Raw genomic sequence first — 26511 nt, forward strand, 5'->3', positions numbered from 1 at the left:
ACAGGCGCGGGGTCCCGATCCATCGCCGGGACTCCTCCACTCTACCCGGCGTGTCTCGCGGGCCCCCGACGCCTAGGCTGTGGTCTGTGTTCGAGTGGTTCCGTCGTCGTCAGCGCCCGGTGGGCCGCACGCTGCAGTTGCGCTCGCGCGGAGACCTCGGCGAGGCCATGCGGGTCGACTTCGCGGAGCTCGCTCCCGAGGTCGAGACCTTCCTCGGACAGGCCGCCTATCTGCAGCTCGGTTTCTTCGAGACGCTGAGCGAGCTGATCGCGCTGACGCCCGAGCTCGCCGAGAAGGAGTCGCTGTCGCGCGCGGCCGGCGCGGCGCTGATCAAGCATCAGGAGCTCGTCGCGGTGATCCGCGAGCGTGGGGCCGATCCGACGCAGCTGATGCTGCCGTTCCGCGAGTCGCTCGACGCGTTCCGCCGCAACACGCACGGCATCCGCCCGCAGGAGACCATGCTCACCGTGCACATCACGGCGGGCATGCTCGACGACTTTTATCTCGCGCTGTCGTCGAGCTACGGAGAGACCGGCCGTCGCGTCGCGCGCATCCTCCAGGCCGACGACGACCGTCAGGCGATCGTCGACATCCTCGGCCAGACGATCGAGAGCGACGAGGAGTGGCGCTGGCTGCTCGCGCTGTGGGGCCGTCGACTCGTCGGAGACACGCTGCTCGTCGCCCGCGCGGCGCTGCGCCACGGCCACCTCGACAGCGCCGAAGAAGCCAAGGTCGAACCCGTCTTCAGCGAACTGATGGGTGCGCACGCACGGCGCATGGATGCCATGGGGCTCGCGGCCTGAGAGCGGAGTGGCTCTGCGGGTCGGGGCGTGGCCCCGTCGTGAGGCGGAGTCCTTCTCTCAGCGGGTTCGGCGCCGATCTCGCAGCAGCTTCGGCTCAGGCCCCACGCCGGGGGCTTTCGTCAGCTCAGGCGGCCAGGCGCACGCGGTCGGCCTCGTCGCGAGCGAGGCGAGCGCGGCTGACGAGAGTGACGAGCACGACGCTCGTGAGCGCCGGCGCGAGCACGGCGACGATCCACAGGATCGGGGAGTCGACGCCCAGACCCGCCCAGGTGAGCGCCGTCCAGACGACGGCCGCGGCCGCAGCCCCGGCGAGGGGCGCGAGCGCCGCTCCGCGCAGCGAGCGGTGCGGCAACGCGACGTGCGCCGCGAGGCCGACCACCGCTCCGAGGATCACACCGAGCAGGATCTGCACGGTCGTGGGATCAGGCGACGAAGCCGACGCGGCGCGACTCTTCGGTGCCGAGCTCGACGAAGGCTAGGTTGGCGGTGGGGACGAGGTAGGAGTTGCCCTTCACGTCGGTGAAGGAGACGTGGCTGGCCGAGTTGTCGAGAGCGGCGGCCACGGCCGACTTGACGGCGTCGGAGCTCTCGTTCGTCTCGAAGTTGAGCTCGCGGCCGGTGTTGGTGATGCCGATGCGGATCTCCACGATGCGTCCTTTCCCCGCGGGCCGCGGTCGGCCCGGCGCGTGATTCGACTCTAGGGCAGGGTTCCGACACCGCGTCCCGGAGCGGGCCCCGCTTCGCGGACGGCGAACGCGCGGATGCTCGGGGCCGTTCCCGGCGGCCTCCGGGCGTCGCGCGACCCGATGTCGGAGGTCGCGTTTAGCGTGGAGACATGCAGATCCCGGATGCCGCTGAGCTCGATGCCTCCGCCGTCGACGGGCACGCGCTCGACGACGATCAGCGCGCAGTCGCGGCGTGGGCGCCCGAGGCGAGCGGCGTCGTGGTGGGGGCGCCGGGGTCGGGCAAGACGACCGCTCTGCTGGCGCGGGCGCGCGGGCTCGTGGCATCCGGAATCGACCCCGATCACCTGCTCGTGCTGACGCCGACGCGGCCGGCGGCGACGGCCCTGCGCGACCGGCTCGCGCTCGCGGTCGGCCAGGCCACCGCCGGTGCGCTCGCGCGGTCGTTGGCGTCGTTCGCCTTCCAGCTCGTGCGCGGAGCCGAGGTGCGCCGCGGGGGCGAGCCTCCGCAGTTGCTCACCGGCGGCGACGAAGACCAGATCATCCGCGACCTGCTCGACGGCGACGCCCTCGACGAGGCCGAGGGGCACTCGCGCTGGCCGGCCTGGCTCGGGTCGGCGATCCGCGCGACCCGCGGGTTCCGTGGTGACCTGCGCGCGTTCCTGGCGGAGTGCACCGATCTCGGAGTCACCTCCGCCGACCTCGCCGAGCTCGCCGTGCAGCACGAGCTCCCGGTCTGGGCCTCGCTCGCGTCGTTCGCCGACGAATACCGCGCGGTGCGCGCGGCCATGCGCGGCGCGCACCGCGACGCGGCCGACCTGGCGCGCGAGGCGGTCGCAGTTCTCGACGAAGCGCTCGTCGATCGCGACCTGCTCGGCCGTTTCGCCTCGCTGAAGTGCGTGCTGGTCGACGACGCGCAAGAGCTCACCTCCGGCGGAATCGACCTGCTGCGGGCCTGTCGGGCGCTCGGCATCGGGGTCGTGGCCTTCGGAGACCCCGACGTGGGGTCGGGCGCGTTCCGCGGCGCGACCCCCGAGAACTTCGCCCGGCTGGCGCGTGAACTCGGCACGACGGTGGCGCTCGGCACCCCGCATCGCGGCACCGCCGAACAGGTCGACCTCGTTCGGCAGGTCGCGTCGCGCATCGGCGCGGCCGGGGTCGTCGCGCATCGCCGAGCGCCGCTCGGCGCGCCGGTCGAGGGTTCGGTGCGCACCTACCTGTTGCGTTCGCCCGCCGAAGAGGCCGACGCCATCGCGCGCCTGCTGCGCGAGCGTCACGTGCTCGACGGCGTGCCGTGGGGGCGGTGCGCCGTGATCGCCCACGATTCCCGACAAGTCGCCACGCTTGAGGCCGAGCTGTCGGCGCGGGAGGTGCCGGCTCGGGCCAGCGGTCCGGGTCTCGCGCTCGGCGTGCAGCGTCCCGTGCGCGATCTGGTCGCGCTGGTCGAGCTCGGCATGCGCGACCCCGAAGAGTGGGCTCCCGAGCAGGTGGTCGACGCACTCCTCGGCACGTTCGGCGGGCTCGACCCCATCGAGCTCCGGCGCCTGCGCACGGCACTGCGTCACGACGAGGTCGGGGCCGGGGGAGTCCGCTCCGCCACCGAACTGCTGGTCTCAGGGGTCCGCTTCCCTCTCGAGCTCGAGACCATCGACTCGCGCGAGGCCCGGCGGGCTGTGCGGTTGGGCGAGACGCTGGCCGCGCTCCGGGCTCAGGCCCTGCAGCGCGCGACGGCGCACGAACTGCTCTGGACGGCGTGGGAGCGAAGCGCGCTCGCCCGCACGTGGCGCGAGGCCGCCCGCGGTCACGGGCCCGTCGCCGAGCAGGCCGACCGCGACCTCGATGCGATCGTGGCGCTGTTCCAGGCCGCCAAGCGCTTCACCGAGCGCGAGCCCGACGGCGAGGCGTCGGTGTTCCTCCGCGGCGTGCTCGACAGCGACGTGGCCGAAGACCGCATCGAACAGCCCGCGGTGCTCGACACCGTGCGCGTGCTGACGCCGGCCGCGGCCGCGGGAACCGACTTCGACACCGTCGTGGTCGCCGGAGTCCAAGAAGGCGTGTGGCCCAACACGCGCCTGCGCGGCGGGCTCCTCGAGACCTGGCGTTTGGCCGACGCCGTGCAGCACCCCGACCTGCCGGCCGCCGGCATGCTCGATCGGCGCCGCGCCGCCATGCACGACGAGCTGCGGCTCTTCGTCCGCGCGATCAGCCGCGCCGACGCCCGGCTCATCGTCACCGCGGTCGACGACGACGACACCGGCCCCAGCGTGCTGTTCGAGATGCTGCCGGCGCCCCAGCCCGCGGCATCCATCCCCGAGCACCCGCTGTCGCTGCGCGGACTCGTCGCGCGCCACCGCCGCTCGCTGACCTCTGCGCGTGTTCCCGCGACCGAGCGCACGCACGCCGCCGGTCAGCTGGCGCTGCTGGCCGCCGCCGGAGTCGCGGGGGCCGCTCCCGAGCAGTGGTACGGCGTCGTGGCGCCGAGCTCATCGGCCCCGCTGCGCGACCTCACGCGCGAAGACGTGCGCGTATCGCCCTCGCGCCTCCACGCGCTCGAAGAGTGCCAGCTCGACTGGGTGATCGCCGACCTCGGCGGCGACCGCGGCGGCACGACCGCCGGAATCGGAACGATCATCCACGCGGCGCTCGAGACCGCGGCCTCGTCATCCGAAGAAGACCTGTGGGCCGTCGTCGACGAGCGCTGGGGCGAGCTGGTGTTCGACGCCGCGTGGCGCGAGAAGGCCGAGCGCACGCGTGCGCGCGACCTCGTGCGACGCCTCGCGACCTACCTGCGGCGCTTCGACGACGCCGGCGGTCGGCTCGTGGGTGCTGAGCGGCACTTCGAGGTGCCGATCCCCATTCCAGATGTCGGCGGGCAGCGCGCCGACGGTGTCGACGACGGCCCGGCCGTGCCCGACGGTGCCACCGTGCACGGCGCCGTGCTCAGCGGTGACATCGACCGTGTCGAGGTGACCCCGGCCGGAGAGGTCGTGATCGTCGACCTCAAGACGGGTAAGAACGAGCCGCAGACAGACCTCAAGGTCGCCGACAACCCGCAGCTCGCGGCTTACCAGTTGGCATTCTCGTCGGGGGCGATCGAGCAGGTCGAGGGGCTTCCCCCCGGCGGGGCCAAGCTGCTCGTGCTGCGCCCGAGCGCGGCGAAGAAGGACTACGCCGAGCCGACGCAGCCGCCGTTCGACGACGCGCAGCGCGAGGAGTTCGTCGGGCGCGTGCAGCGTGCGGTCGACGTCATGCGCGGCACGAGCTTCGCGGCACCGTACGAAGTGCACTGCCGCGACGAGTTCTCGTACGGGCTTTGTCGCATCCACACGGTGTCGGCGGTGAGCGCGTCGTGACCACGTTGTCCGCCGCGACGATCGCGGCCGCCCTCGGCCAATTCCCCCCGACCCTCGAGCAGACGGCCGTCATCGAGGCGCCGCTCGAGCCCGCCCTCGTCGTTGCCGGTGCCGGCAGCGGCAAGACCGAGACCATGGCCGGCCGTGTCGTGTGGCTGGTCGCCAACGGGCTCGTGCGCCGCGACGAGGTGCTGGGCCTGACCTTCACGCGCAAGGCCGCCGGAGAGCTCGCCGAGCGCATCCACCGGCGTCTGCAGCGCCTGTCGGAGTTCGAGGCCCGGGGGCTTCTGCCCGCACTTCCCTCCCTGCACGAGGCGGGACGCCTCGCGGTGTTCGCCGAGCTCGCGCAGCTCGAGGGCGCCAGCGCCGACGCCGCGCGTCGCGAAGCCCTCGACGCGTTGGCCGCCGAGGTCGGCGCGGGCGAAAGCGTGCCCGACGACGGCGACCAGCTCTTGCACCGTCCGACGGTGTCGACCTACAACAGCTTCGCCGACGCCATCGTGCGCGAGCACGGCCTGCGCATCGGGCGCGACGCCGAATCGGCGGTGTTGTCCGAGTCGGCAGCGTGGCTGTTGATGCGGCGCGTGGTGTTCGCCTCCGACGACCCGCGTCTCGAGGAGCGCCAGGAGTCTCCGCGCACCCTCATCGACGCCGCGCTGCGGATCGCGCGCGACGGCGTCGACAACCTCGTCGACCTGGATCGACTCGCCGCCTTCCCCGAGGAGTTCGCGCGCATCACCGAACGCCCCTCGACCACCGCGCGCGTGACCGTCTACAAAGAGGTCGGCGACGCCGCGGCCAAGGTCTCGGCGCTGTCGCTGCTCTCGGCCCTCGCGGCCGACTACAACCGCGAGAAGGCGCGCTTGGGCGTCATGGACTTCGCCGACCAGGTCGCGGGAGCCCTGCAGATCGCGACCGAGCACCCGGCCGTCGTCGCCGAGCTGCGGGCCCGGTACCGCGTGGTGCTGCTCGACGAATACCAAGACACCTCGGTCGTGCAGACCGACCTGCTCTCCACGCTGTTCGGCGGCACCGGCGTCATGGCGGTGGGCGACCCTCACCAGGCCATCTACGCCTGGCGCGGGGCGAGCGCCGGCAACCTCGGCGGTTTCCCCGCCGCGTTTGCGCCCGAGGGCGGATGCCGCCAGTTCGCTCTGCTGACCAGCTGGCGCAACAGCGAACGGGTGCTCGACGCCGCCAACGCGGTGCTCGCCCCGCTCGCCGATCGGGCGGCCGTCGCGGTCGAAGAGCTGCGCTCCCGTCCCGGTGCGCCCCAAGGCGTGGTCGAGATCGTGTTCGAGAACGATCTCGACGCCGAGGCCGATCGCGTGGCGTCGTGGTTCGCCGGTGTCCGCGCCGCGCGCGCCGCCCAGGGCAAGGCGACCACCGGGGCGGTGCTGTTCCGCAGCAAGAAGCACATGGTCCGCTTCGGCGATGCGCTCGGACGCCGCGGCATCCCGCACCGCATCCTCGGACTCGGCGGTCTGCTCACCACCCCCGAGGTGGTTGACGTGGTGTCGACTCTGCGGGTGATAAGCGATCCCGAGGCCGGGTCGGCCCTGATCCGCCTGCTGTCCGGGCCCCGCTGGGCCATCGGACTCGCCGACCTTCGCGCCCTCGCGCAGCTCGCCCGTCGCCTCGCCACCCACGACGTGGCGCTGCAGCCGCTGGGGCCCGAGGTCGTCGACCGCCTCCGCTCGACGCCCGGAGCCGACCGCGCCTCGCTCGTCGACGCCCTCGACTTCATCGCCCGGCAAACCGACGGTCACGGCTGGCTCACCGACTTCACCCCCGAGGGGCGCGCGCGGCTGCGCGAGGCCGGAGCGGTGTTTGCCTCGCTACGGCGCAGCGTGGGGGCACCGATCCCCGAGTTGATCCGCCTGATCGAGGCCGAGCTGCGTCTCGACATCGAGCTCGCGGCGAATGAGTCGCGCGGCCCCGCGCGTATCGCGTCGGCTCAGCTGCGAGCGTTCGTCGACGAGATCCGCGGGTTCCTCGCCGCCGATGAGTCGGGTTCGGTCGCAAGTCTGCTCGCATGGCTCGACCACGCCGAGCAGGCCGACGAGTTCGCCCCGCGCACCGAGCCGCCCGAAGACGATGTCGTTCAGCTGCTCACGATCCACGGCTCCAAGGGGCTGGAGTGGGACGCGGTGGCCGTGGTCCGCCTCGTCACCGACGAGTTGCCGTCGCTCCCGCGCGACACCAAGGGGTGGTTGGGCTTCGGCATCCTGCCCTCGGAGTTCCGCGGCGATTCCGCGTGGCTGCCGGTCTTCGGCTGGCGCGGAGCCGAGACGCAGCAAGACCTGAAGGCCGCGATCGACGCCTTCGTGGCCGACAACCGCGCCCGCCAGCTCGACGAAGACCGCCGTCTCGCCTATGTCGCCTTCACCCGGGCGCGCGATCTGCTGATGCTGTCGGGGTCCAGCTGGTCGGGGACCAAGAAGCCTCGACGCCCCAGCGTCTTCCTCGACGAAGCGGCCGAGGCGCTCGCGATCGACCTCGAGGTGTCCGAGCTCGGAGACGACCCCTACGACGGCGAACGTCGGCTGCTGCACTGGCCGCTCGATCCGCTGGGGGCGCGACGCACCGCGGTGTCGGCCGCGGCGTCCGCCGTCGCCGCCGCGCGGGCCGAACCGGCCGCGACACCCGACGATGACCTCGAGCTGTTGCTCGCCGAGCGGGCCGATCGGCTGCGTCCGACGCACGCACCGGCCCCGACGCGCATCCCGGCGTCGCGGTTTAAAGACTTCGTCGCCGACTACAGCGGCACCGTCGAAGACCTGCGGCGCCCCATGCCCGAGCGCCCCTACCGGCAGACGCGCCTCGGCACTCTGTTCCACGCGTGGGTCGAGCAGCGCTCGGGTCTGGTGGGGGCGGGGGTCGGGCTCGACGACGACGGCCTATGGGATGACGATGATGTCGTGGGGGCTTCGGCGGCGGATGCCGTGGAACTCCAGCGACTGCGCGAGTGCTTCGAACGGTCGGAATGGGCCGGCCTCCGGCCGCTCGAGGTCGAAACCGAAATCGACTTCGTCACGACGCGTCTCGACGGACGCGAGCATGTCGTCATCTGCAAGCTCGACGCCGTCTACCGACGCGGCGATCGCTACGAGATCGTCGACTGGAAGACCGGTCGCCCGCCCTCGTCCGAGGCCGAGCGTCGGTCGCGCATGCTGCAGCTCGAGCTGTACCGCGACGCGTACCACGCGAAGCACGGCATCGACATCGACCTGATCGACGTCGCGCTGTTCTACGTCGGCGACGAGCTGGTGCTGCGCGGCTGAGGTGCTCGGGCGATGCTCGGTGCATTAACACGACGTCGCTCCGTGCCATGGTACCCGGAGACCGGGTGAAGTATCAGCCTCGAACGGTGTAGCGCGAAGGGCGACGCGGCACGACGCTCAGACGCGCGCGCACGAGACGCCCGACGGTTCAGCGCTCACCGGGTTGAAGTCGCCGCGAGCACCACTCCGCCTCGCGGCGCGGGTGAAGTCGGTGCCTTCGTCGGGCGTGCGACAGCGCGCCCCTCAGGCGTTGTCGCCCGACACGCCCCAGCGGCGCAGCGCAGCGCGGCTCGCGCGGGCGGCATCGGCCTCGTCGTCCACGTGGGCGTCGTCGTGCGCGGCATCCGCCCGCTCCTTCCGCCCCTCGGCGCCGCCATCGAGCGGCAGGCCGTCGAGACGGTCGGTCGACGACTCGTCGTGCGCACCGGCCGAGGCGGCGTTCTCGCTATCGCGCGCGCCGAACGAGGTGGCGTCCGACACGGCCGGACGAGCTTCTTCGGGCTTGCCCCACAGCGACGTCGCGGCGGTGTCGCCGCGCAGCGCCGGTCCGTGGACGGGGTCGTAGCGGCCGTCCCATCCGTTCAGTTCGAGCGGGGCAGTGGCTTCGGGGTCGTCCTCGCGTGCGGGGAGGTCGTCGATGCGGATCGGGCCGGAGTCGTCATCCGATTCCTCGGCGTGCGCCAGGGCGTCTGCGGCGGCCGCGCGGTCGCGTTCGGCAGACAGGTACAGCGACAGCGCCTCGGGGTCGTAGGCGTCGGTCTGCATCGAGGTGTCGACGCCGTCGGACGGGGAGACCGCGGGCGAGCTCTCGACGAGAGCCATCGCGTCGTCGATGTCGCTGCGGGTGTCGGGCACGATCTGGTCGCCGCGCACACCGTCGGCCAGCGCCGTCAGCAGGGCGACGGCGTCGTCGATGACGTCGGTCTCGCCGGCGTCGTGCCCGTGCACGAGCCAGCGCGCGAACTCGAGCTCGGCGTAGAGGCGGGCGCGTTCGCGCAGCAGGGGGTCGGGGGAGCGGTCGCCCGCGGCGGCGTATCCGGCGTGCACGTCGTCGGCGGCGAGCGGCGCGGATGCCAACCAGCGCAGGTCGACGGCGGGATCGCCGACGCTGAGGCCGGCCCAGTCGAGAATGCCGACCACGTGCGGGATCTCGTCCTCGTCGTCGGCCAGCACGATCGAGGTGCTCGTCGCGCCGCCGAGAACGACGGCGGATTCGAAGCGCCACAGATCGTCGACGTCGAGCGCGCGGCGCCAGCGCATCATGAGGTCGTCGCTGACGCGTCCGGTCGAGTCGGCGCGGTCGAGCAGGCGCTTCACGTCGTCGCGGACCTGCTCCGGCGAGCGCACCGGCAGTCCGTCGGTCCGCACGATCGAGACGGGCAGCGCGTGCACGGCGGCGAGGGCGCCACCGATCGCGGGTGCGTAGCCCGGTCCCTTGGGGAGGTGCGCCGGGTCGATGCGGTAGCCGCGAATGCGGTCGACGACCAGCACGCGCTGGATGCCCGAGCCGCTTTCGCCGACGACCTCGGGCACGGCGAACGGCAGCAGGGCGCGCACCCCGGCGGTCAGGGCGTGCAGGGCCCGCGCCTCGGCGGCGAGCTCGCCGGCGGTGTCGTCGTCGGTGGGCATGCGCACGATGAGCTCACGCCCGTCGGCCGTCCGGGCGAGCGCGGCGTCGAAGCGACCGGCCGTGTTCTCGGTCAGCGCACTGACGCTCGTGAAGGCGGTGCCGGGAAGGGCCGCCGTCGCCGACGCGGCTAAAATGAGGGGCGAGCGTGCCATGCCCCCAGGGTAGGTCGGGCCCGTGCTCACCGGCCCGCGCCACGCCCTTGATGGGGGGAGGTCGAGCCCTCGACCCTCCGCTCGTCCCAATCGTTCGGGCTTCTGCTCGTGCTCGCACTGGAAAGAAGTGTTCGATGTCGCTTCCCGCGTCTTCGTCGTCGCAGAACCCGCCCTCGTCGAGTGCGGCCGACAGCGGGCCGAAGGACACCTCCGCGGATGCCGCTGACCTCGTCGTCGACCGCGCCGGCGCCGAGCGCGACCAGCCCGGCTTGCTCGAGAACCTCGCCGCGGACCCCCGCACGCTCGTGCTCGCCGTGCGCCGCGACGCTGCACCGCTGATCGACGGCCGTCTCGCGTTGGTGTCGTTCGCCGACCTCGCCTCATCGGCCGCCGGGCCGCAGCAGCCCACCGAGCCCGCGGCATCCGCCCCGTCGCCGCATCCGGCCGATCCCGCGGCATCCGCCTCCGCCGGGTCCCCGCAACCCGCCGAGCCGACGGCATCCGCACCGTCGCTGCAGCCCGCCGAGCCCTCCGCCCCGGCCGAATCAGCGCGCCTCGCCGAGCACACGGCATCCGCCCCCGCCCCGTCAGCTCGCCTCACCGAACCCGACGCAGCAGCCCCCCACGACATCCCCGGCATCGCCCACTGGGCGTTCCTCGGGCGCACGCCCGACCACCGCGCGGTCCTGCTCGCGGTCGTGGCCGACGGCGCGGGTGACGAATTGGTTCCGGATGCCGACTGGGCGCCCCTCCGCGCCGCGGGCGGCGACCTGCCGGCCGGTGAGGCCAAACTGCTGACCACCGCGGTCGCCCTGTCGGGGTGGCTGCGCGATGCCGCGTTCTGTCCCGCGTGCGGCGCGCTCACCGAACTGCGCCAGGCCGGCTGGTCGCGGCACTGCCCGGTGTGCGGACGCGAGCACTTCCCGCGCACCGATCCGGCGGTCATCGTGCTGCTGACCTCTGCCGAGGGCGACCGCGTGCTGCTGGGCGCCAACGCCGCGTGGGGCGGCGACCGGTACTCGTGCTTCGCCGGGTTCGCCGAGGCGGGGGAGTCGCTCGAAGACGCCGTCGCGCGCGAGGTGAACGAGGAGTCGGGCGTGCGCCTGCGCGAGATCGTGTACCGCGGGTCGCAGGCGTGGCCGTATCCGCGGTCGCTCATGCTCGGGTTCCGCGCGGTCGTGGTCGACGAGGTCGAGGCCCTGGCCGACGGCGAGGAGATCGTCGAGGTGCGCTGGTTCACCCGGGAAGAGATCGGGTCGGCGCTCCGTGGTGAGAGCGCGGTGCACCTTCCGGGGGCCGCATCGATCGCCCGCCGGTTGATCGAGGACTGGTACGGAGAGACCGCGTGACCGGGCCTCTCGACGGACTCGACGAGCACCAGCTCGAGGCGGCGCGGGCGCTGCGGGGTCCGGTCTGCGTGCTCGCGGGCGCCGGCACCGGCAAGACGCGCGTGATCACGAGGCGCATCGCCCACGGCGTCGACACGGGCGCGTACTCGCCGCAGCGGGTGATGGCGGTGACCTTCACCGCGAAGGCGGCGGGCGAGATGCGAGGACGCCTGCGTGCGCTTGGCGTGTCGGGGGTGTCGGCGCGCACGTTCCACGCCGCAGCCCTCGCCCAGGTGAACTTCTTCTGGCCCACGCTCGCGGGCGATCAGGCTCCGTCGATCATCGACAACAAGGTGCGCATGCTCGCGCACGCGGCCGACGGCGTCGGACTGAGTCCCGACACGGCGACGCTGCGCGATGTCGCTTCGTCGATCGAATGGCGCAAGGTGACGCTGCGCTCGATCGAGCAGTACGCCGCCGACCGCCCCGACGGCGTGGGGCGTCTGGGCGTCGACCAGGTCGTCGCTCTGCAGCGGGCGTACGAAAAGCTCAAAGACGAGCGTCGGCAAATGGATTTCGAAGACGTGCTCCTCACCTGCGCCGGCATGATCGAGGCCGAGCCGCGCGTGGCCGCCGCCGTGCGCGAGCAGTACCGGCACTTCACGGTCGACGAGTACCAGGACGTCTCGCCGCTGCAGAACCGCGTGCTCGAGCTGTGGCTGGGCGATCGTCGCGACCTGTGCGTGGTCGGCGACGCCAGCCAGACCGTGTACTCGTTCACCGGCGCCGACGCGCGCTACCTGCTCGACTTCGAGCGCACCCACGAAGACGCCCGCGTCGTGCGACTCGAGCGCAACTATCGCTCGACTGCTCCCGTTCTGGCGGTGGCCAACGACCTCATGCGTGGGCGGGCCGGCGCGCTCGAGCTCGTGGCCGCGACCGAGGCCGATACCCCGGTGCCGACGGTGCGCGGCTTCGACGATGACGAGGCCGAGGCCACGGCGGTCGCGCGATCGATCGCGGACTCGCTGTCGCGCGGGGTCGATCCGCACGACGTCGCGGTGCTGTACCGCTCGCACGCCCAGTCGGCCGCCCTGTTGAACGCGCTGTCGGCGGTGGGGGTCGCGGCCTCCGTGCTGGGCGGACGCAAGTTCTTCGACATGCCCGAGGTGCGGCAGGCCGTCATGGCGCTGCGTGCCGCCTCGGTCGCACCGATGGAGACCGGCTTCCTCGCCACCGTCCGCGATGTGCTGCGCAGCGTCGGCTTGACCGACGATCCGCCCGCCGCGGGTGGAGCCCTGCGCGAAGCGTGGGAGGCGCGCGCCGCTCTGCTGCGCCTGGCCGAGGAGGCCCCGGCCGGAACCGACCTGCGCTCGTTCACCGATGACCTGCAGGCCCGGGCACGCGACCAGCACGAGCCGACGACGCGCACGGTGACGCTGGCCACGCTGCACGCGGCGAAGGGTCTGGAGTGGGATCACGTGTACCTCGTCGGGGTCAGTGAGGGTCTGCTGCCGATCTCGTACGCGACCACCTTCGAGGCGGTCGACGAAGAGCGGCGTCTCGCGTACGTCGGGGTCACGCGTGCGGCGCGGACGCTGTCGCTGAGCTGGGCACGCGGTCGGGGGCGGATGGAACGCTCGCCGTCGCGCTTTCTTCGAGAGATCGGCAGCGGCAGTCTGCGCTCGGCCGATGCAGCCCCCAGGCCCGCCGGAACGAATCGACGCGCAGGTGCAGCGACCTCGTCGTCTGCTCGATCGGCGCGCTGACCAAGAAGCGCGCCGCCCGGGCCGCTTCGGCGGCCAGCGCCGGGTCGATCGCGGGTCGCGGCCGGCCGAGCAGTTGCGACGACACCGCCGGCCAGTGCGGATCCCCGCGCTGACTCTCGGCATCGAGGCACGACAGGCAGGCCGTGCGCCCCGGCGCGATGACCGGTCCGACCGTCGCCGACGCTCCGTCGAGCACGAGCGGCAGGTGGGTCACGCCGTCACGCGTGTACGCCGCGGCCCGCCGCGGATCGACGCGATGCGCCGCCAGCAGGATCACGCACGAGCCCGGTGACGCCCGCTCGCTGGATGCCCCCGCCCACGCGACGATGCGGGTGAGCGGTGGCAGTCCCGCGAGCACGGCCCGGCCGACGCGCGGGTGAAGGTCGTCGGCGATCTGCAGCACGAGCGGCGGCTCGTCGCGGTGCGGCACGAGCGCCGGCGTGACGGCGTCGAGCACCGCATCGGTCGCGGCATCCGACACCCCGTGCACCCGCGCGAGCGCCCGCAACTCCTCGCGGGTGGTGCCGTTCACGAGGGCGGCGACAGCGGCATCCGTCCACCGATCCGAGATCGGCAGGGTCGCGATCGCGCGCGGACCGAACTGCACGCTGCCGTCGTCGCGCCAGAGCGGGGGAGAGGCGGGGTCGAGTCGAAGCATGCCCCGATCCTGACGGGCGGAAAGACTCCGGATGCCGTTGTCCACAGCCCCCGACGTCGATCACGCCCCTGGGGAGAAGTGCACTCCGCAGCCCGAGCGACCCGCACACGGGCGTGCGACCGCCCGTCGACCGGCGAGCGTTCCGCGACGATCGGTCCGCGAGACTGCATCTCGCTGACAAACCCGCGTCAGGCTGCAACGACGTTGTCAGCGAGTTGCAGTCTCGCCGCGAACGGCAGTCCGCCGCGCGACCCCATGTCTCGGCGTGAACGGCAGGCCACGGCGCGACCCCGTGTCCGCGAGACTGCATCTCGCTGACAAACCCGCGTCAGGCTGCAACGACGTTGTCAGCGAGTTGCAGTCTCGCCGCGAACGGCAGCCCCCGCGCGACCCCGTGTCTCGGCGTGAACGGCAGGCCACGGCGCGACCCCGTGTCCGCGAAACTGCATCTCGCTGACAAACACGCGTCAGGCTGCAACGACGTTGTCAGCGAGTTGCAGTCTCGCGGCGAACGGCAGGCCGCCGCGCGCCCCCGTGTCTCGCCGCGAACGGCGGTCCGCCGCGCCGGCGCCGGTCGATGGACGGCGCATGGTCCGCGAGACTGCAGCTCGCTGACAAACCCGCGTCACGCTGCAACGACGTTGTCAGCGAATTGCAGTCTCGCCGCGAACGGCAGTCCGCCGCGCGACCCCGTGTCTCGGCGTGAACGGCAGGCCGCAGCGCGACCCCGATGCCGCGGACCCCGCCGCGACCCCGATGCCGCGGACCCCGCCGCGACCCCGATGCCGCGGACCCCGCCGCGTTCACCCGGCCCGCTGGTCACCCGGCCCGCTGGTCACACGGCCCGCTGGTCACACGGCCCGCTGGTCACACGGCCCGCTGGTCACACCGGCCGCTGGTCTCCCGGAGCGCCGTCCTCGTCGCCGTCCCGCGAGTCGCCGTCCCGCGCGTCGCCACCGAGCGCGTCGTCCGAGCCGTCGTCGGAGCGACCCTCTCGCAGGTCTCGCCGCAAAAGGCCCTCACCCGAAGCATCGCCCGAACCGGGCATCTCGCCCGACTCCTCGGCATCCGCCCCCGAATCCCGCCCACCTTCGGCTTCTTCGGCCAGCAGCTGAGCGAGCGCGTCGTCCATCTCATCGGCCGGCGCCGCCTCACCGCGCGACGCGGCCGTCACCCGCGCGATGAGCGCCGCGGGGTCGTCGATGTCTTCCGACGACGGCATGAGGTCGGGGTAGTCCCACAGCGCGTCGCGGCCCTCGACGCCCACGGCGTCGGTGACGGCGCGCCACATCGCGGCGGCTTCGCGCATGCGGCGCGGGCGCAGCTCGAGGCCGACCAGCGCGCCCAGCGCCTGCTCGGCGGGTCCACCGACGGCGCGGCGTCGACGCACGGCCTCGGCGATGCGTCCCGCCGACGGAAGCCGCGAGGTGGCGTCTTCGGTCACGACGTCGACCCAGCCCTCGATCGTGGCCAGCAGGTTCTCGAGCCGGGTCAGGGCCGCGGTCTGCTCGGGGCTGCGCTCGGGCAGCAGGGCTCCGCTCTCGAGCGCTCCGCGCAGTTCGTCGGGCTGCGAGGGGTCGAAGCGCGAGGCGAGCTCCTCGAGGGCGTCGGTGTCGACGCGGATGCCGTGGGCGAAGTCGCGCACCTGCGAGATGACGTGCAGGCGCAGCCACCTCGCGTGGCGGAAGAGGCGTGCGTGCGCGAGCTCGCGCGTCGCGAGGTAGAGGGCGAGCTGGTCGTCGGGGATCTCGAGGTCGCGGCCGAAGTCGGCGAAGTTCTGCGGCAGGATCGCGGCGTCGCCCTCGGGCATGATCGGGATGCCGACGTCTCCGCCCCCCACGACCTCGGTCGACAGGCGGCCGACGACGTGGCCGAGCTGCGTGGCGAAGAGCGAGCCGCCGACGGTGCGCATGAGGCGTCCGGCGCCGGCGATCATCTCCTGCATGTCTTCGGGGGCCTGCTGGCCGAGGGCTGCGGTGAGGGCGTCGGCGATGCTCGTGGCGACAGGTTCGGCGAGCTCCTGCCAGACGGGCAGGGTCGCGGTCACCCACGCGCCGCGCGTGACGGCGCGGGGAGGGCGGGGCAGGTCCGAGATGGTGGTGGCTTCGCCGAGCCACAGGGCGGCGAGCGTGAACGCCTGGTCGAGGTCAGTCTTCTGACCGGTCGTGACGCCCAAGCCGTCCTGGTTGGCGATGTGCAGGGCCTGACGCTCGGTGAGGCTCCAGTCGACGCCTTCCTGCGTGCCGGCGAAGGCGCCCTGCAGCTGGTTCATGACGGCCTGCAGCATGGCGGGGTCGATCTGCATGCCCGACAGGCGCGAGAGCATCTCGGGGTCGATGCCGCTGGTGTCGCCCGACATCAGGCGGCGCATGAGCTCCTGGAACTCTTCCTCGGGGCTCTGGTCGCCGCCACGGTCGTCGTCTGCCACTTCAGCCGCCTTTCAGCCAGGTCTGGGGAATGGTTCTCTACGCTAGTCGCAGGTTTCCCCGCATCTACCGGCCGGGCCCCGCGGCGCTTACGCCCCGCGCGAACGACCCCGGTCAAGGATTGAGCTTCGTGTCCCTTTTCGACGAGAACGTCCGCCTCGAGCCCGCGCCTCGACAGCCGTGGCGTCGCGGCACCGTCATCGGCGTGTGGTCGCTGACGGTGGCCGTGATCGTGCTGTTCGTGCTCACGTTCGTGCCTTCGGCCTACGTCATCCAGCAGCCGGGTCCGGTGTACAACACGCTCGGCACCTCCCCGAACGCCGACGGCGAGCAGGTGCCGCTCATCACCGTTCCGAACGAGCAGGACGACACCACCACCGGTCAGCTCGACCTGCTCACGGTGCAGGTCAGCGGCAACCGCGAGCGCACCCCGTCGTGGATCGAGCTCGCGATGGCGTGGTTCGACCGCTCGCGCGCGGTGGTGCCGATCGACCGCATCTTCCCCGCGGGTCAGACCACCGAGCAGCGCACGAGCGAGAACGCCGCCCTCATGAGCGACTCGCAGCTCGAGGCGAGCGCGGCGGCCCTACGGCAGCTCGGCTACGACGTCCCCGCCGAGATCGCGGTCGGCACGATCGACGACCAGGGCGCGGCGGCGGGTCTGCTGCAGCAGGGCGACGTGCTGGTCTCGGTCGACGGCACTCCGGCTTCGAACGTGGATGCCGTGCGCTCGGCCGTCCAGAAGGCCGCGGGCGCACCGGTCACCGTGGCCTACCAGCGCGACGGCGCCGACGCCACGGTGCAGATCACGCCGCAGCAAACCACGGTCGACGGCCAACAGCAGTACCTGCTCGGTGTCGGACTCATGCAGTCGTTCGACCTCCCCGTCGACGTCAAGATCCAGCTGAACGACGTGGGCGGCCCCAGCGCCGGCATGATGTTCGCGCTCGGCATCATCGACAAGATGTCTCCCGGCGACCTCACCGGCGGCCAGCACATCGCCGGCACCGGCACGATCGACGCCGACGGCAACGTGGGCCCGATCGGCGGCATCCGTCAGAAGCTCTACGGCGCGCGCGACGCGGGAGCCACGTACTTCCTGGCGCCCGAGTCGAACTGCAACGAGGTCGTGGGGCACGTGCCCGACGGCATCCGCGTCTTCTCCACCTCGACGCTGGATCAGTCGCTCACCGCCCTCGAGACGATCCGCGACAACGGCGATCTCGACGCTCTTCCGACGTGTGGTTCGGGATCGTAGCTTTCACGGCGAACCCCCGGAAGGCCGCGCCTAGGATGAAGGGGTGACCACGACCTCAGCGCCGAACCAGGCCACGCCGCCGAACCGCTCCCGACGGATCATCTCGATCACCTTGGCGGTGATCGCAGTGCTCGTCGTCGCGTTCTTCGTCTTCGCGAACCTCTATTCCGACTGGCTGTGGTTCTCGCAGCTGGGCTTCACCACCGTTCTCACCACCCAGTGGATCGGTCGCACGGTGATGTTCGTCGTCGGCTTCCTCGCGATGGCGGTGCCGGTGTGGGGCGTCATCCAGCTCGCCTACCGCCTGCGTCCCGTGTACGCGCGTCTGAGCTCGCAGCTCGACCGCTACCAAGAGGTCGTCGAGCCGCTGCGGCGCCTCGCCATGTGGGGAATCCCGATCTTCTTCGGCTTCTTCGCCGGCTTCGCCGCCTCTGCGCAGTGGGAAACCACCTGGCTGTGGTTCAACGGCGTCAGCACCGCGGTGACCGACCCCCAGTTCGGGCTCGACACGGGTTTCTATCTGTTCGGGATGCCGTTCTACGCGGCAGCGCTCGGTTTCGCTTCGGCCGTGGTGCTGGTGTGCCTGCTGCTCACCGCCGTCGTGTCGTACCTGTACGGCTCGGTGCGCGTCGGACAACGCGAACTGCGTATCTCGAAGGCCGCGCGCATCCAGCTCGCGATCCTCGCCGGCGTCTACCTGCTGCTGCAGGGCGCGAGCCTCTGGCTCGACCGCTTCCGCACGCTCGTCGAGCCGTCCGAGCGCATCACCGGCCCCGGCTACGTCGGCACCAACGCCGTGATCCCCGGCCAGACGATCCTCGCGATCGCCGCCGTCATCGTGGCACTGGCGTTCTTCGTCACCGCCTTCATCGGTCGCTGGCGCTACCCGCTGATCGGCACCGCGCTGCTCATCGTCTCGGCGATCGTCGTGGGTGCGGCCATCCCGTGGGCCGTCACTACGTTCCAGGTGCGCCCCAACGAACTCACGCTCGAGAGCCAGTACTACCAGCGCAACCTCGATGGCACGAAGGCCGCCTACGGCATCGACAACATCGAGAAAGAGAACTTCCAGGCCGAGACCGAGGCCGAGGCGGGTCAGTTGCGCAACGACGCCGAGTCCACCGCGCAGCTACGCATCATGGACCCGGCGATCATCGGCCCCACGGTCCGTCAGCTCGAGCAGTACCGCGCGTACTACCAGTTCAAGACCCCGCTCGACGTCGACCGATACACGATCAACGGGCAGACGCAAGACACCGTGGTGTCGCTGCGTGAGCTCAACATCGGCCAGCTCGGCGACGCGGCCTCGTGGCAGAACACGACCCTCGTCTACACGCACGGCTACGGCATGGTCGCGGCCGCCGGTAACGAACGCACCGCCGACGGCGACCCGGTCTTCCTCGAGCAGGCGATCCCGGGCACCGGCTTCCTCACCGATCTGAAGTACGAGCCGCGCGTGTACTTTGGCGAGAGCTCGCCCCAGTACTCGATCGTCGGCGCGCCGGAGAGCACCGATCCGGTCGAGCTCGACTACCCGCTGGGTGCCGACGGCGGCACCGAGACGCGTACGACGTTCCAGGGCGACGGCGGACCGAGCGTCGGCAACGTCTTCAACCGCCTGATCTATGCGCTGAAGTTCCAGTCGGAGCAGATCCTCTTCTCCGACAGCGTCAACGCCGACTCGCAGATCCTCTACGACCGCAATCCCAAAGACCGCGTGCAGAAGGTCGCGCCGTATCTGACGCTCGACAGCGACCCGTACCCCACGGTCGTCGACGGTCGCATCAAGTGGGTCATCGACGGCTATACGACGAGCGCGAACTACCCGTACTCGTCGAGCGTGTCGCTCTCGCGCGCGATCGCCGACTCGAACAACCCGGCCCCGACCTACGCGCTCGATGACATCAACTACATCCGCAACTCGGTCAAGGCCACCGTCGATGCTTACGACGGCTCGGTGAGCCTGTACGCGTGGGACGACCAAGACCCGCTGCTCAAGGCGTGGCAGAACATCTACCCGTCGACGCTCAAGCCGTGGAGCGACATGTCGGCTGATCTCATGAGTCACGTGCGCTACCCGACCGACCTCATGAAGGTGCAGCGCTCGATGCTCGGCGTGTACCACGTCGACGACGCGACGTCGTTCTACCGCCAGGACAACCGGTGGACCACGCCGAACGACCCGCAGGACCCGGCGACGTTCCAGCCGCCGTACTACCTGACGATGAAGATGCCCAACCAGGACGACCCGACGTACTCGATGTTCACGAGCTTCATCCCGGCGTCGCAGGGCGGTCAGGCGCGAAACGTGCTGACGGGCTATATGGCGGTCGACTCCAATGCGGGCGACCAGCAGGGCACCAAACGCGAGGACTACGGCAAGCTCCGCATGCTCGTGATCGATTCGACGACGACGGTCCCCGGACCCGGTCAGGTGCAGAACACCTTCGACTCCGATACCAACGTCTCGTCGCAGATCAACATCCTGCAGCAGGGGCAGTCGCAGGTGCTCCCGGGTAACCTGCTGACCCTCCCTGTCGGCGGCGGTCTGCTGTACGTGCAGCCGGTGTTCGTCCAGTCGTCGGGTGACACCAAGCTGCCGCAGCTGCGGCGCGTGCTCGTCGCGTTCGGCAACAAGATCGCGTTCGAGAACACGCTGAGCGAAGCGCTCGACTCGCTGTTCGGTGGTGACTCCGGAGCCAATACGGGCGACGAGACCGTCACCCCGACCGATCAGGGTTCGGGTACGACGGGCGGCTCGACCGGTGGCGGCACGGCCGTCCCGACGGGCGACTACGCCGCGGCCCTGCAGGAGGCGCGCGACGCGCTGAACGCTCGCCAGGCGGCGCTGACCAGCGGTGACCTTGCGGCCTTCGCCACACAGGATGCCCGCCTCACCGCGGCCGTCCAGCGCCTGCTTGACCTCGAGACGAACGGCCAGGGCGGCACGGCGACCACGTCGCCCACCCCGGCTCCGTCGGAGACCCCCGCGGGCTGACCCCCGCTCGACCGATCGCCGGCGTCCCGCACCCGCGGGGCGCCGGCGTCGTCGTCGTGGTGGCTGAGCTTGTCGAGGCCCGCGGCGCGCGCGCTCGACGCGCCACCGTGCCGCCAATGGCGCCGAGACTGCATCTCGCTGACAACTCCGTTGCAGCCTGACGCGGGTTTGTCAGCGAGTTGCAGTCTCGTCGACCATTGCCCTCGCTGTTGGTCGGCCCGGCGTCGGCGGGGGAAGAGCACGGCCCCGGATGCCGTTGCGGCAGAGCCACGCCCAGCCCCCTGTCGCGCTCCGCTCCTGGCGCCGAGACTGCATCTCGCCGACAACTCGGTTGCAGCCTGACGCGGGTTCGTCAGCGAGTTGCAGTCTCGTGTACCCGCGCCGCGGGCCACGCTCGTGCGTACCCGCGCCGCGGCCCACGCTCGTGCGTGCCCGCGCCGCGGCCCACCCTCGTGCGTGCCCGCACCGCATGCGCTCACGCGCTGATGAACCACCACCAGATCAACAACATCGTCGTGCCGAAGCCGGCGATCTGGTTGAGCCACAAGAAGCGGTTCCAGCCGGCGGTGGCGCGGTCGCTCTCGGCATCCGTCACGTTCCGGTACGGCCAGCACACGACGAGGTACGGCATCACCAGCAGCGCGGCCAGCGGCCCGGGCCACGCGGTGAACAGCATCGCCACCCCCGCGAGCGCGTAGCAGACCAGCGCGAAGCGCACCGTCCAGCGCGCCCCACGGGCGGTCGCGATCGATGAGATGTCGGCGGCGCGGTCGGCCTCGACGTCCTGCACGGCGCCGAACGCGTGCGAGGCGACGCCCCACAGCGCGAACGCGATGAAGACGAACACAAGCTGCCAGGTCCACGCGGCTCCGGCGAGCACCAACCCGTAGATCGCGGGCGAGAAGAAGTGGATGCTGCTGGTCATCGAGTCGAGGAACGGCCGTTCCTTCAACCGCAGCGGCGGCGCGGAGTAGAACACGACGAAGAACAGGCTCAGCGCGAGCACGAGCCACGACAGCGGCGACCCGATGATCACGAGGTACACCACGAACGGCAGGCACGACAGCGCCGAGGCCCACAGCGTGATGGGGTGCATGCGCTTGGCGAGCACGGCGCCGTGGGTTCCACCCTTGCGGGGGTTGCGCAGGTCCGACTCGTAGTCGAACACGTCGTTCACCCCGTACATCGCGAGGTTGTACGGCACGAGGAAGAAGATGATCCCGACGATCAGCGGCGCGTCGATCTGGCGCGTGGTCAGCAGGTAGGCCGCGGCGAAGGGGAAGGCCGTGTTGATCCAGCTGACGGGCCGTGACGACACGAACAGTTCGCGCACCACGCGTCCGGGGGTGAGAGCGGGGGTGGTCATGCGGCGTCCTTCGGGGCGTGGCGAGACGAGAGCAGGGTGAACAGCGACGGCACGAGGAACGCCGCGCACAGCGGGTAGGCGAAGTCCTCGATCGGCGCGAGTCCGAGCTTGAGTCCGCTGAGGTGCTCTTGAGGGTACGAGAACAGGTCGACGGCGATCATGAGGTTGTCGAACACGAGGGTGAGGCCCAGCAGCACGAGGGCGGTGAGGGCGGCGGATGCCATGCGCTCGCGGAACCGCGGACGCCGCGCCGTCGCCAGCGTCACGACCAGCGTGATCACCACGAACGGTACGACGATGAGCGGGTACGTCATGACGCCCCCCGCGCGTCGGTAGCCGCGGAGCCCGAGCCCCGCGCGTCCGACGCCGCAGAGCTCGACCCCCGCGCGTCCGAAGCCGCCGCAGCAGACCGCGCAGCAGACCGCCGCTCGAACACCGCGAACATCACGATCGCCAGGTAGCTCAAGAACAGCAGGAAGAACAGTTCCTCGAGCGGCAGGTGCGGGGCGAGCATCACGCCGACGAACAGCGGGCTCTCACCCTTCACGAACACGCCGGTCGCGATGCCGACGAGGTCCCACGCGAGGAAGAACACCGTGCCGCCCAGCACCGCCAGCGCGGTGCGGAGAGGAGCGACCCGCAGCGCGAGCGAGTACTTCCCGTCGATCAGCATCATGCCGATCAGCGAGAAGAGGATCGCGCCCAGGTAGATCCCCGGCACCTCAGACCGCCGCGTGCGCGGGTTCCGCCAGGGGGCCGGCGGTGGTGTCGCCGGTCATGCGCTTGACCACGAGCTCGGCCGAGATGAGGCACATCGGCAGGCCGATGCCCGGCAGCACCGAGGTGCCGGCGTAGAAGAGGTTCTCGACCTTGCGCGAGCGGTTCTTCGGGCGGAAGATCGCGCTCTGGTTGAGCGTGTGCGCGAGTCCGAGCGAGTTGCCGTGCCAGGCGTGCAGGTCTTCCTTGAAGTCCTCGGGAGCGATGGTCTTGCGCACCACGATGCGTTCGGCGAGATCCGGGATGCCGGTCCATTCGGCGATCTGCGCGATCACGCGGTCGGCGGCCTTCTCGATCCGCTCGTCGCCGGCGCCCGAGACGCCTCCGCGGCCGCTGTCGGGGTCGGCGGGCACGGGGACGAGCACGAACAGGTTCTCGTGTCCCTCGGGCGCGACGGAGTCGTCGGAGGCGCTGGGGCGGCAGATGTAGATCGATGCGGGGTCGGGGATCATCTTGTTCTCGCCGAAGATGGCGTCGAAGTTGGTGTGCCAGTCGTCGGTGAACAGCAGCGTGTGGTGCGTGAGCTGCGGCAGCTCGCCCTTCACGCCGAGCAGCAGCAGCAGGGCGCCGGGGCTGGGCACCTTGTCCTTCCACCAGCGCTCGGGGTACTGGCGGTCCTTCTCTTCGAGCAACTCGTTCTCGGTGTGGTGCAGGTCGGCCCCCGAGACCACGGCATCCGCGGCAATCACTCGACCGTCGGCGAGGCGCACGCCGCGCGCGAGGCCCGACTCGGTGATGATCGCTTCGACCGGCGTCGAGGTCTCGATGCGCACTCCGCGCTCACGCGCGAGCTTCTCGATGGCCTTGATGATCTCGGTCATGCCGCCCTTGGGGTACAGCACGCCGTCGCCCAGGTCGAGGTGGCTCATCAGGTGGTACAGGCTCGGCACCTCGAAGGGCGATCCGCCGAGGAACACCGCGGGGTAGGCGAGGATCTGCTGCAGGCGCGTGTTCTTGAAGTCGGTGGTGACGCGCTTCCACAGCGTGCGGGTGAGCAGGGGGATGAGCGTGGGAAGACGCTTCACCAGCGCGGGGTCGCGCAGGCCCTTGGTCGACGAGTACGGGTCGTAGAGGAACTTCGACGTCGACAGCTCGTAGGCGTCTTTCGCGGAGTCGAGGTAGGCGTCGATGTTGTCGCCCGAGCCGGGCTCGTGCTTTTCGAACAGTTCGCGCACGGCTTCGCGGCCCGACACGATGTCGATCGGCTCGCCCTGCCCGGGAGGGCCGTACACGCGGTATGCGGGGTCGAGGCGCACGAGGTCGAGCTCTTCCGCGGCGCTCGTGCCGAGCAGGCGGAAGAAGTGGTCGAACACCTCGGGCATGAGGTACCAGCTGGGGCCGGTGTCGAAGCGGAAGCCGTCGCTCTCCCACGAGCCGGCGCGCCCGCCGAGGGCGTCACGGCCCTCGAAGAGCTGGACGTCGTATCCGCGGTCGGCGAGCAGGGCGGCGGTTCCGAGACCGGCGATTCCGCCTCCGACGACGACGATGCGCTGGGCGCTCATGAGCGTGAACCTTTCGGGGGGCGACCAAGCAGGGCGCGGGCGGCGAGGGTGGCTTTGACACCGTCGGGAACGCGGACGCGGGGTGCGCCGGCGGGGGAGGAGCGCAGTCGCCGTGACAGCTCGGCGAACAGGTCGTGGGCCGTCGTGACCGCGGCGCGGCAGTCGGGCGGCAGGTGGGGAATGACGGATGCCGCGGCGGCGAGGTCGGCGTCGATGCGGTCGAGAACCGCGACCCGGCGTTCGTCGTCGGCCGCGCCGTCGAGGTAGTCGCGGCCGAGGCGGTCGGCGTCGTCGGCGAGGTCGCGCAGGAAGTTGACGTCTTGGAACGCCGCTCCGAGCCGGCGCGCGCCGTCGACGAGGTCGGCCGCGGGCTGCGCGGGGGCAGACATGCCGGCGTTGAGGAACACCTGCAGGCACATCAGCCCGACGACCTCGGCCGAGCCGTAGACGTAGGCGTCGTGCGAGAGGTCGTCGTGCTCGGCGGTGTCGATATCGGTGCGCATCGAGGTGAAGAACGGCGCGATCAGGTCGTCGCCGATGCCGCACTCCCGCGCGGTGCGGGCGAAGGCGTGCACGACGAGGTTCGCGCTGAACCCGGTCGCGATGGCATCCCGCACCTCCTGCTCGAGGCCGTCGAGCACCTGGCGCTCGCGCTCGGGCGACAGGCCGGCGTCGCGCGCGGGACCGTCGACGATCTCGTCGGCCACGCGCACGAGGGCGTAGATGTTGCGCACGTGCGGGCGCGGGCGGGGCCCGAGCAGGCGCGCGGCGATGCCGAACGAGGTGGAGTAGCGCTGGATGACGGCGGCTGCGGCCGCGTCGGCGGTTTGCGAATACAGTTCGAGGCCCGTGGGCGCGGTGCTCACGGAACGCGCTCCTGCACGGCGTCGACGAGTTCGAGCAACATCGCGCGGCACGCGGCCGGAAGAGTGGATGCGGTGACGATCGCCCGCGCTTCGTCGAGCGTCTCGCACACGAGGTCTTCGAGGCGGGCGCGGGCTCCCGAGGCCGACAGGGCGACCTGTGCGGCGCGAATCGCCACCGGACCCGTGTGGGCCTGGGCGAGTGCTTCGCTGACCTCAGGCCAGCTCTCGGTCTCGCGCGCGAGCGAGATGAGGTGGGTCTTCTTCGCCTCGCGCAGGTCGCAGCCCTCGTCTTTGCCCGAGGCAGCGGCCGTACCGAACGCGCCGATGAGGTCGTCGATCAGCTGGTAGCCGAGACCCAGGCGCTGGCCGAAGCGTTGCAGCGCGTGGCGCGTGGGGGCGTCGGCCTCGGCCATGACGGCTCCGGCTTCGAGCGGGGCCGAGAACGAATACACGGCGGTCTTGTCGTGCGTGGTGCGCAGCACGGTGTCGGGGTCGGCTTCGCCCGGCGACACGGCGTTCTCGACGTCGGCGAGCTCTCCGGCCGCCGACACGAGCACGGCCTCGTCGAACAGGGCCAGCAGCTCGGCGCGCAGCGTCGAGGGGATCTCGGCCAGGGCGATCAGGCGGCCGGCCTCGTGCAGCAGAAGGTCGCCGGCGAGGATCGCGGCGGCGTCTCCGAGCAGCGCCGCACCCGCGGCATCCGCCCCCTTGTCGCTGGCGCGCAGGCGGAACTCCCCGCCGACGTTGGGCACGCCACGGCGTTCGGTGTCGTGGTCGATGACGTCGTCGTGCACGACGAAGGCGGTGTGCAGCAGTTCGAACGCGGCGGCCACCTGATAGAGCGCGGGTAGCGCGATGTCGGGGCCGTCGAGCGTCTCGAACGCGGCCACCACCAGCAGCGGGCGGAAGCGCTTGCCGCCGTCCGTCGCGCGGCGGATGGCGGATGCCAGGGCCTGGGCGCCGTCGCCGAGTCGCTGCGAGCGCGCCTCGAGGCGAGAGAGCGCCGCGTCGATCTCGGCGTCGATGCCGTGACGGGCCACGGAGGTCGAGGCGAGGGCGATCATGACGCGCGCCTCACCGCTTGGGGTGTCTCGAAGAGGTGAAGCTGCTGCGCCTGCAGAACGAGCCACGGGCTGAACGCCCACGGCGTGGCCTCGAGCGAGGCGGCCAGCTCGAGCGGGTCGACCCAGCGATACTCGGCGACCTCGTCGGGGTTGGGCTGCGGCTCGGCGTCGGTGCGTGCGACGTAGACGGGGCAGATCTCGTGCTCGACGATGCCGCTCGCGTCGACCGCGCGGTAACGGAACAGGGGGAGTGCCAGCTCGAGGTCGCGCACGGCGAGACCCACTTCGAACTCGGCGCGGCGGTGCACGGCCGACAGCACGGGCTCGGCGGGGCCGGGGTGCCCGCAGAAAGAATTGGTCCAGACGCCCGGCCAGGTCTTCTTGTGCAGAGCGCGACGCGTGACGAGAACTTCTCCTGCTGCATTCACAACATGACATGAGAATGCGAGGTGAAGCGGGGTATCGATGTCGTGCACGCTAGCCTTGGGCGCCGTGCCGATTTCGTTGCCGAAGTCGTCCAGGAGGACGACATATTCGGTCTCGCTCATCGTGCCTCCTGTTTGCTAGTTTAGCTAGCGATGTGAGTCTGACTAT

The 26511-nt window shown here is 71.3% G+C and carries 18 protein-coding genes; 7 read left to right on the forward strand and 11 right to left on the reverse strand.

Translation table 11 applies throughout. The features are described from left to right. Positions 1-86 precede the first annotated feature (86 nt). A complete protein-coding gene (locus tag M3667_RS16145) occupies positions 87-803 on the forward strand; it encodes a ferritin-like fold-containing protein (RefSeq protein WP_251509539.1) in 717 nt (238 codons plus the stop codon). 124 nt (positions 804-927) lie between these two features. Here M3667_RS16145 and M3667_RS16150 read toward each other — a convergent pair whose 3' ends face one another. Together M3667_RS16150 and M3667_RS16155 are read right to left on the reverse strand one after the other, a co-directional pair. Further along, positions 928-1215 carry a hypothetical protein gene (locus tag M3667_RS16150; RefSeq protein WP_251509541.1) on the reverse strand — a complete coding sequence of 96 codons (288 nt, stop codon included), beginning with the start codon at positions 1213-1215 and terminating at the stop codon, positions 928-930. A 10-nt stretch (positions 1216-1225) separates the two neighbouring features. Next, on the reverse strand, positions 1226-1450 hold the full coding sequence (locus tag M3667_RS16155; protein WP_144835131.1) for a DUF3107 domain-containing protein: 225 nt from the start codon (positions 1448-1450) through the stop codon (positions 1226-1228). A 188-nt stretch (positions 1451-1638) separates the two neighbouring features. Between M3667_RS16155 and M3667_RS16160 the strand changes: the two genes are divergently transcribed. Next, entirely contained in the window at positions 1639-4839 is a 3201-nt protein-coding gene (locus tag M3667_RS16160) for an ATP-dependent DNA helicase (RefSeq protein WP_251509543.1), read from the forward strand. Next, complete coding sequence (locus M3667_RS16165; protein WP_251509545.1) at positions 4836-8123, forward strand: ATP-dependent DNA helicase; 3288 nt, start codon at positions 4836-4838, stop codon at positions 8121-8123. The genes M3667_RS16160 and M3667_RS16165 overlap by 4 nt, the downstream gene beginning before the upstream one ends. Positions 8124-8366: 243 nt before the next feature. On the opposite strand, the gene M3667_RS16170 is transcribed toward M3667_RS16165, so the two are convergent. Further along, on the reverse strand, positions 8367-9905 hold the full coding sequence (locus tag M3667_RS16170) for a phosphotransferase (RefSeq protein WP_251509547.1): 1539 nt from the start codon (positions 9903-9905) through the stop codon (positions 8367-8369). Positions 9906-10039: 134 nt separating this feature from the next. Between M3667_RS16170 and nudC the strand changes: the two genes are divergently transcribed. Together nudC and M3667_RS16180 are read left to right on the forward strand one after the other, a co-directional pair. Further along, positions 10040-11254 carry an NAD(+) diphosphatase gene (gene nudC, locus M3667_RS17090; RefSeq protein WP_308196484.1) on the forward strand — a complete coding sequence of 405 codons (1215 nt, stop codon included), beginning with the start codon at positions 10040-10042 and terminating at the stop codon, positions 11252-11254. Next, positions 11251-13002, forward strand: a complete 1752-nt coding sequence (locus tag M3667_RS16180; protein ID WP_251509548.1) for an ATP-dependent helicase — start codon at positions 11251-11253, stop codon at positions 13000-13002. Before nudC ends, M3667_RS16180 begins: the two co-directional genes overlap by 4 nt. Before the next feature lie 1541 nt (positions 13003-14543). Here M3667_RS16180 and M3667_RS16185 read toward each other — a convergent pair. Then, the gene (locus tag M3667_RS16185; RefSeq protein WP_251509596.1) at positions 14544-16031 is read right to left on the reverse strand and encodes a zinc-dependent metalloprotease; all 1488 of its coding nucleotides are present in this window, start codon (positions 16029-16031) and stop codon (positions 14544-14546) included. 185 nt (positions 16032-16216) lie between these two features. On the opposite strand from M3667_RS16185, the gene M3667_RS16190 reads away from it, so the two are divergent. Further along, positions 16217-17344: a S16 family serine protease gene (locus tag M3667_RS16190; protein ID WP_251509550.1), complete on the forward strand. Its 1128-nt coding sequence runs from the start codon at positions 16217-16219 to the stop codon at positions 17342-17344. 43 nt (positions 17345-17387) lie between these two features. Beyond that, a complete protein-coding gene (locus M3667_RS16195) occupies positions 17388-20342 on the forward strand; it encodes a UPF0182 family protein (RefSeq protein ID WP_251509551.1) in 2955 nt (984 codons plus the stop codon). Positions 20343-20817: 475 nt separating this feature from the next. Here M3667_RS16195 and M3667_RS16200 read toward each other — a convergent pair whose 3' ends face one another. The 7 genes from M3667_RS16200 to idi are packed head-to-tail and all read right to left on the reverse strand — an operon-like array spanning position 20818 to position 26465. Continuing rightward, positions 20818-21708, reverse strand: coding sequence for a prenyltransferase (locus M3667_RS16200; protein WP_251509552.1), 891 nt, complete (start codon positions 21706-21708; stop codon positions 20818-20820). Beyond that, complete coding sequence (locus M3667_RS16205) at positions 21705-22022, reverse strand: lycopene cyclase domain-containing protein (protein WP_251509553.1); 318 nt, start codon at positions 22020-22022, stop codon at positions 21705-21707. The genes M3667_RS16200 and M3667_RS16205 overlap by 4 nt, the downstream gene beginning before the upstream one ends. After that, positions 22019-22429, reverse strand: a complete 411-nt coding sequence (locus M3667_RS16210; RefSeq protein WP_251509554.1) for a lycopene cyclase domain-containing protein — start codon at positions 22427-22429, stop codon at positions 22019-22021. Before M3667_RS16210 ends, M3667_RS16205 begins: the two co-directional genes overlap by 4 nt. Position 22430: 1 nt before the next feature. After that, positions 22431-23987 carry a phytoene desaturase family protein gene (gene crtI / locus M3667_RS16215; RefSeq protein ID WP_251509555.1) on the reverse strand — a complete coding sequence of 519 codons (1557 nt, stop codon included), beginning with the start codon at positions 23985-23987 and terminating at the stop codon, positions 22431-22433. Continuing rightward, positions 23984-24853: a squalene/phytoene synthase family protein gene (locus tag M3667_RS16220; RefSeq protein ID WP_144835114.1), complete on the reverse strand. Its 870-nt coding sequence runs from the start codon at positions 24851-24853 to the stop codon at positions 23984-23986. The genes crtI and M3667_RS16220 overlap by 4 nt, the downstream gene beginning before the upstream one ends. Further along, entirely contained in the window at positions 24850-25917 is a 1068-nt protein-coding gene (locus M3667_RS16225; protein ID WP_144835112.1) for a polyprenyl synthetase family protein, read from the reverse strand. The genes M3667_RS16220 and M3667_RS16225 overlap by 4 nt, the downstream gene beginning before the upstream one ends. Beyond that, on the reverse strand, positions 25914-26465 hold the full coding sequence (idi, locus tag M3667_RS16230) for an isopentenyl-diphosphate Delta-isomerase (RefSeq protein WP_251509556.1): 552 nt from the start codon (positions 26463-26465) through the stop codon (positions 25914-25916). The genes M3667_RS16225 and idi overlap by 4 nt, the downstream gene beginning before the upstream one ends. Positions 26466-26511: the final 46 nt, after the last annotated feature.

Source organism: Microbacterium sp. P26, assembly GCF_023712585.1.
Lineage (GTDB): Bacteria > Actinomycetota > Actinomycetes > Actinomycetales > Microbacteriaceae > Microbacterium > Microbacterium algihabitans_A.

Coding starts and splice junctions, on each gene's coding strand:
- M3667_RS16160 (WP_251509543.1), top strand. CDS start 1,639: ATGCAGATCCCGGATGCCGCTGAGCTCGATGCCTCCGCCGTCGACGGG.
- nudC (WP_308196484.1), top strand. CDS start 10,040: ATGTCGCTTCCCGCGTCTTCGTCGTCGCAGAACCCGCCCTCGTCGAGT.
- crtI (WP_251509555.1), bottom strand. CDS start 23,987: ATGAGCGCCCAGCGCATCGTCGTCGTCGGAGGCGGAATCGCCGGTCTC.
- M3667_RS16205 (WP_251509553.1), bottom strand. CDS start 22,022: ATGACGTACCCGCTCATCGTCGTACCGTTCGTGGTGATCACGCTGGTC.
- M3667_RS16200 (WP_251509552.1), bottom strand. CDS start 21,708: ATGACCACCCCCGCTCTCACCCCCGGACGCGTGGTGCGCGAACTGTTC.
- M3667_RS16170 (WP_251509547.1), bottom strand. CDS start 9,905: ATGGCACGCTCGCCCCTCATTTTAGCCGCGTCGGCGACGGCGGCCCTT.
- idi (WP_251509556.1), bottom strand. CDS start 26,465: ATGAGCGAGACCGAATATGTCGTCCTCCTGGACGACTTCGGCAACGAA.
- M3667_RS16225 (WP_144835112.1), bottom strand. CDS start 25,917: ATGATCGCCCTCGCCTCGACCTCCGTGGCCCGTCACGGCATCGACGCC.
- M3667_RS16185 (WP_251509596.1), bottom strand. CDS start 16,031: ATGCGCCGCCTGATGTCGGGCGACACCAGCGGCATCGACCCCGAGATG.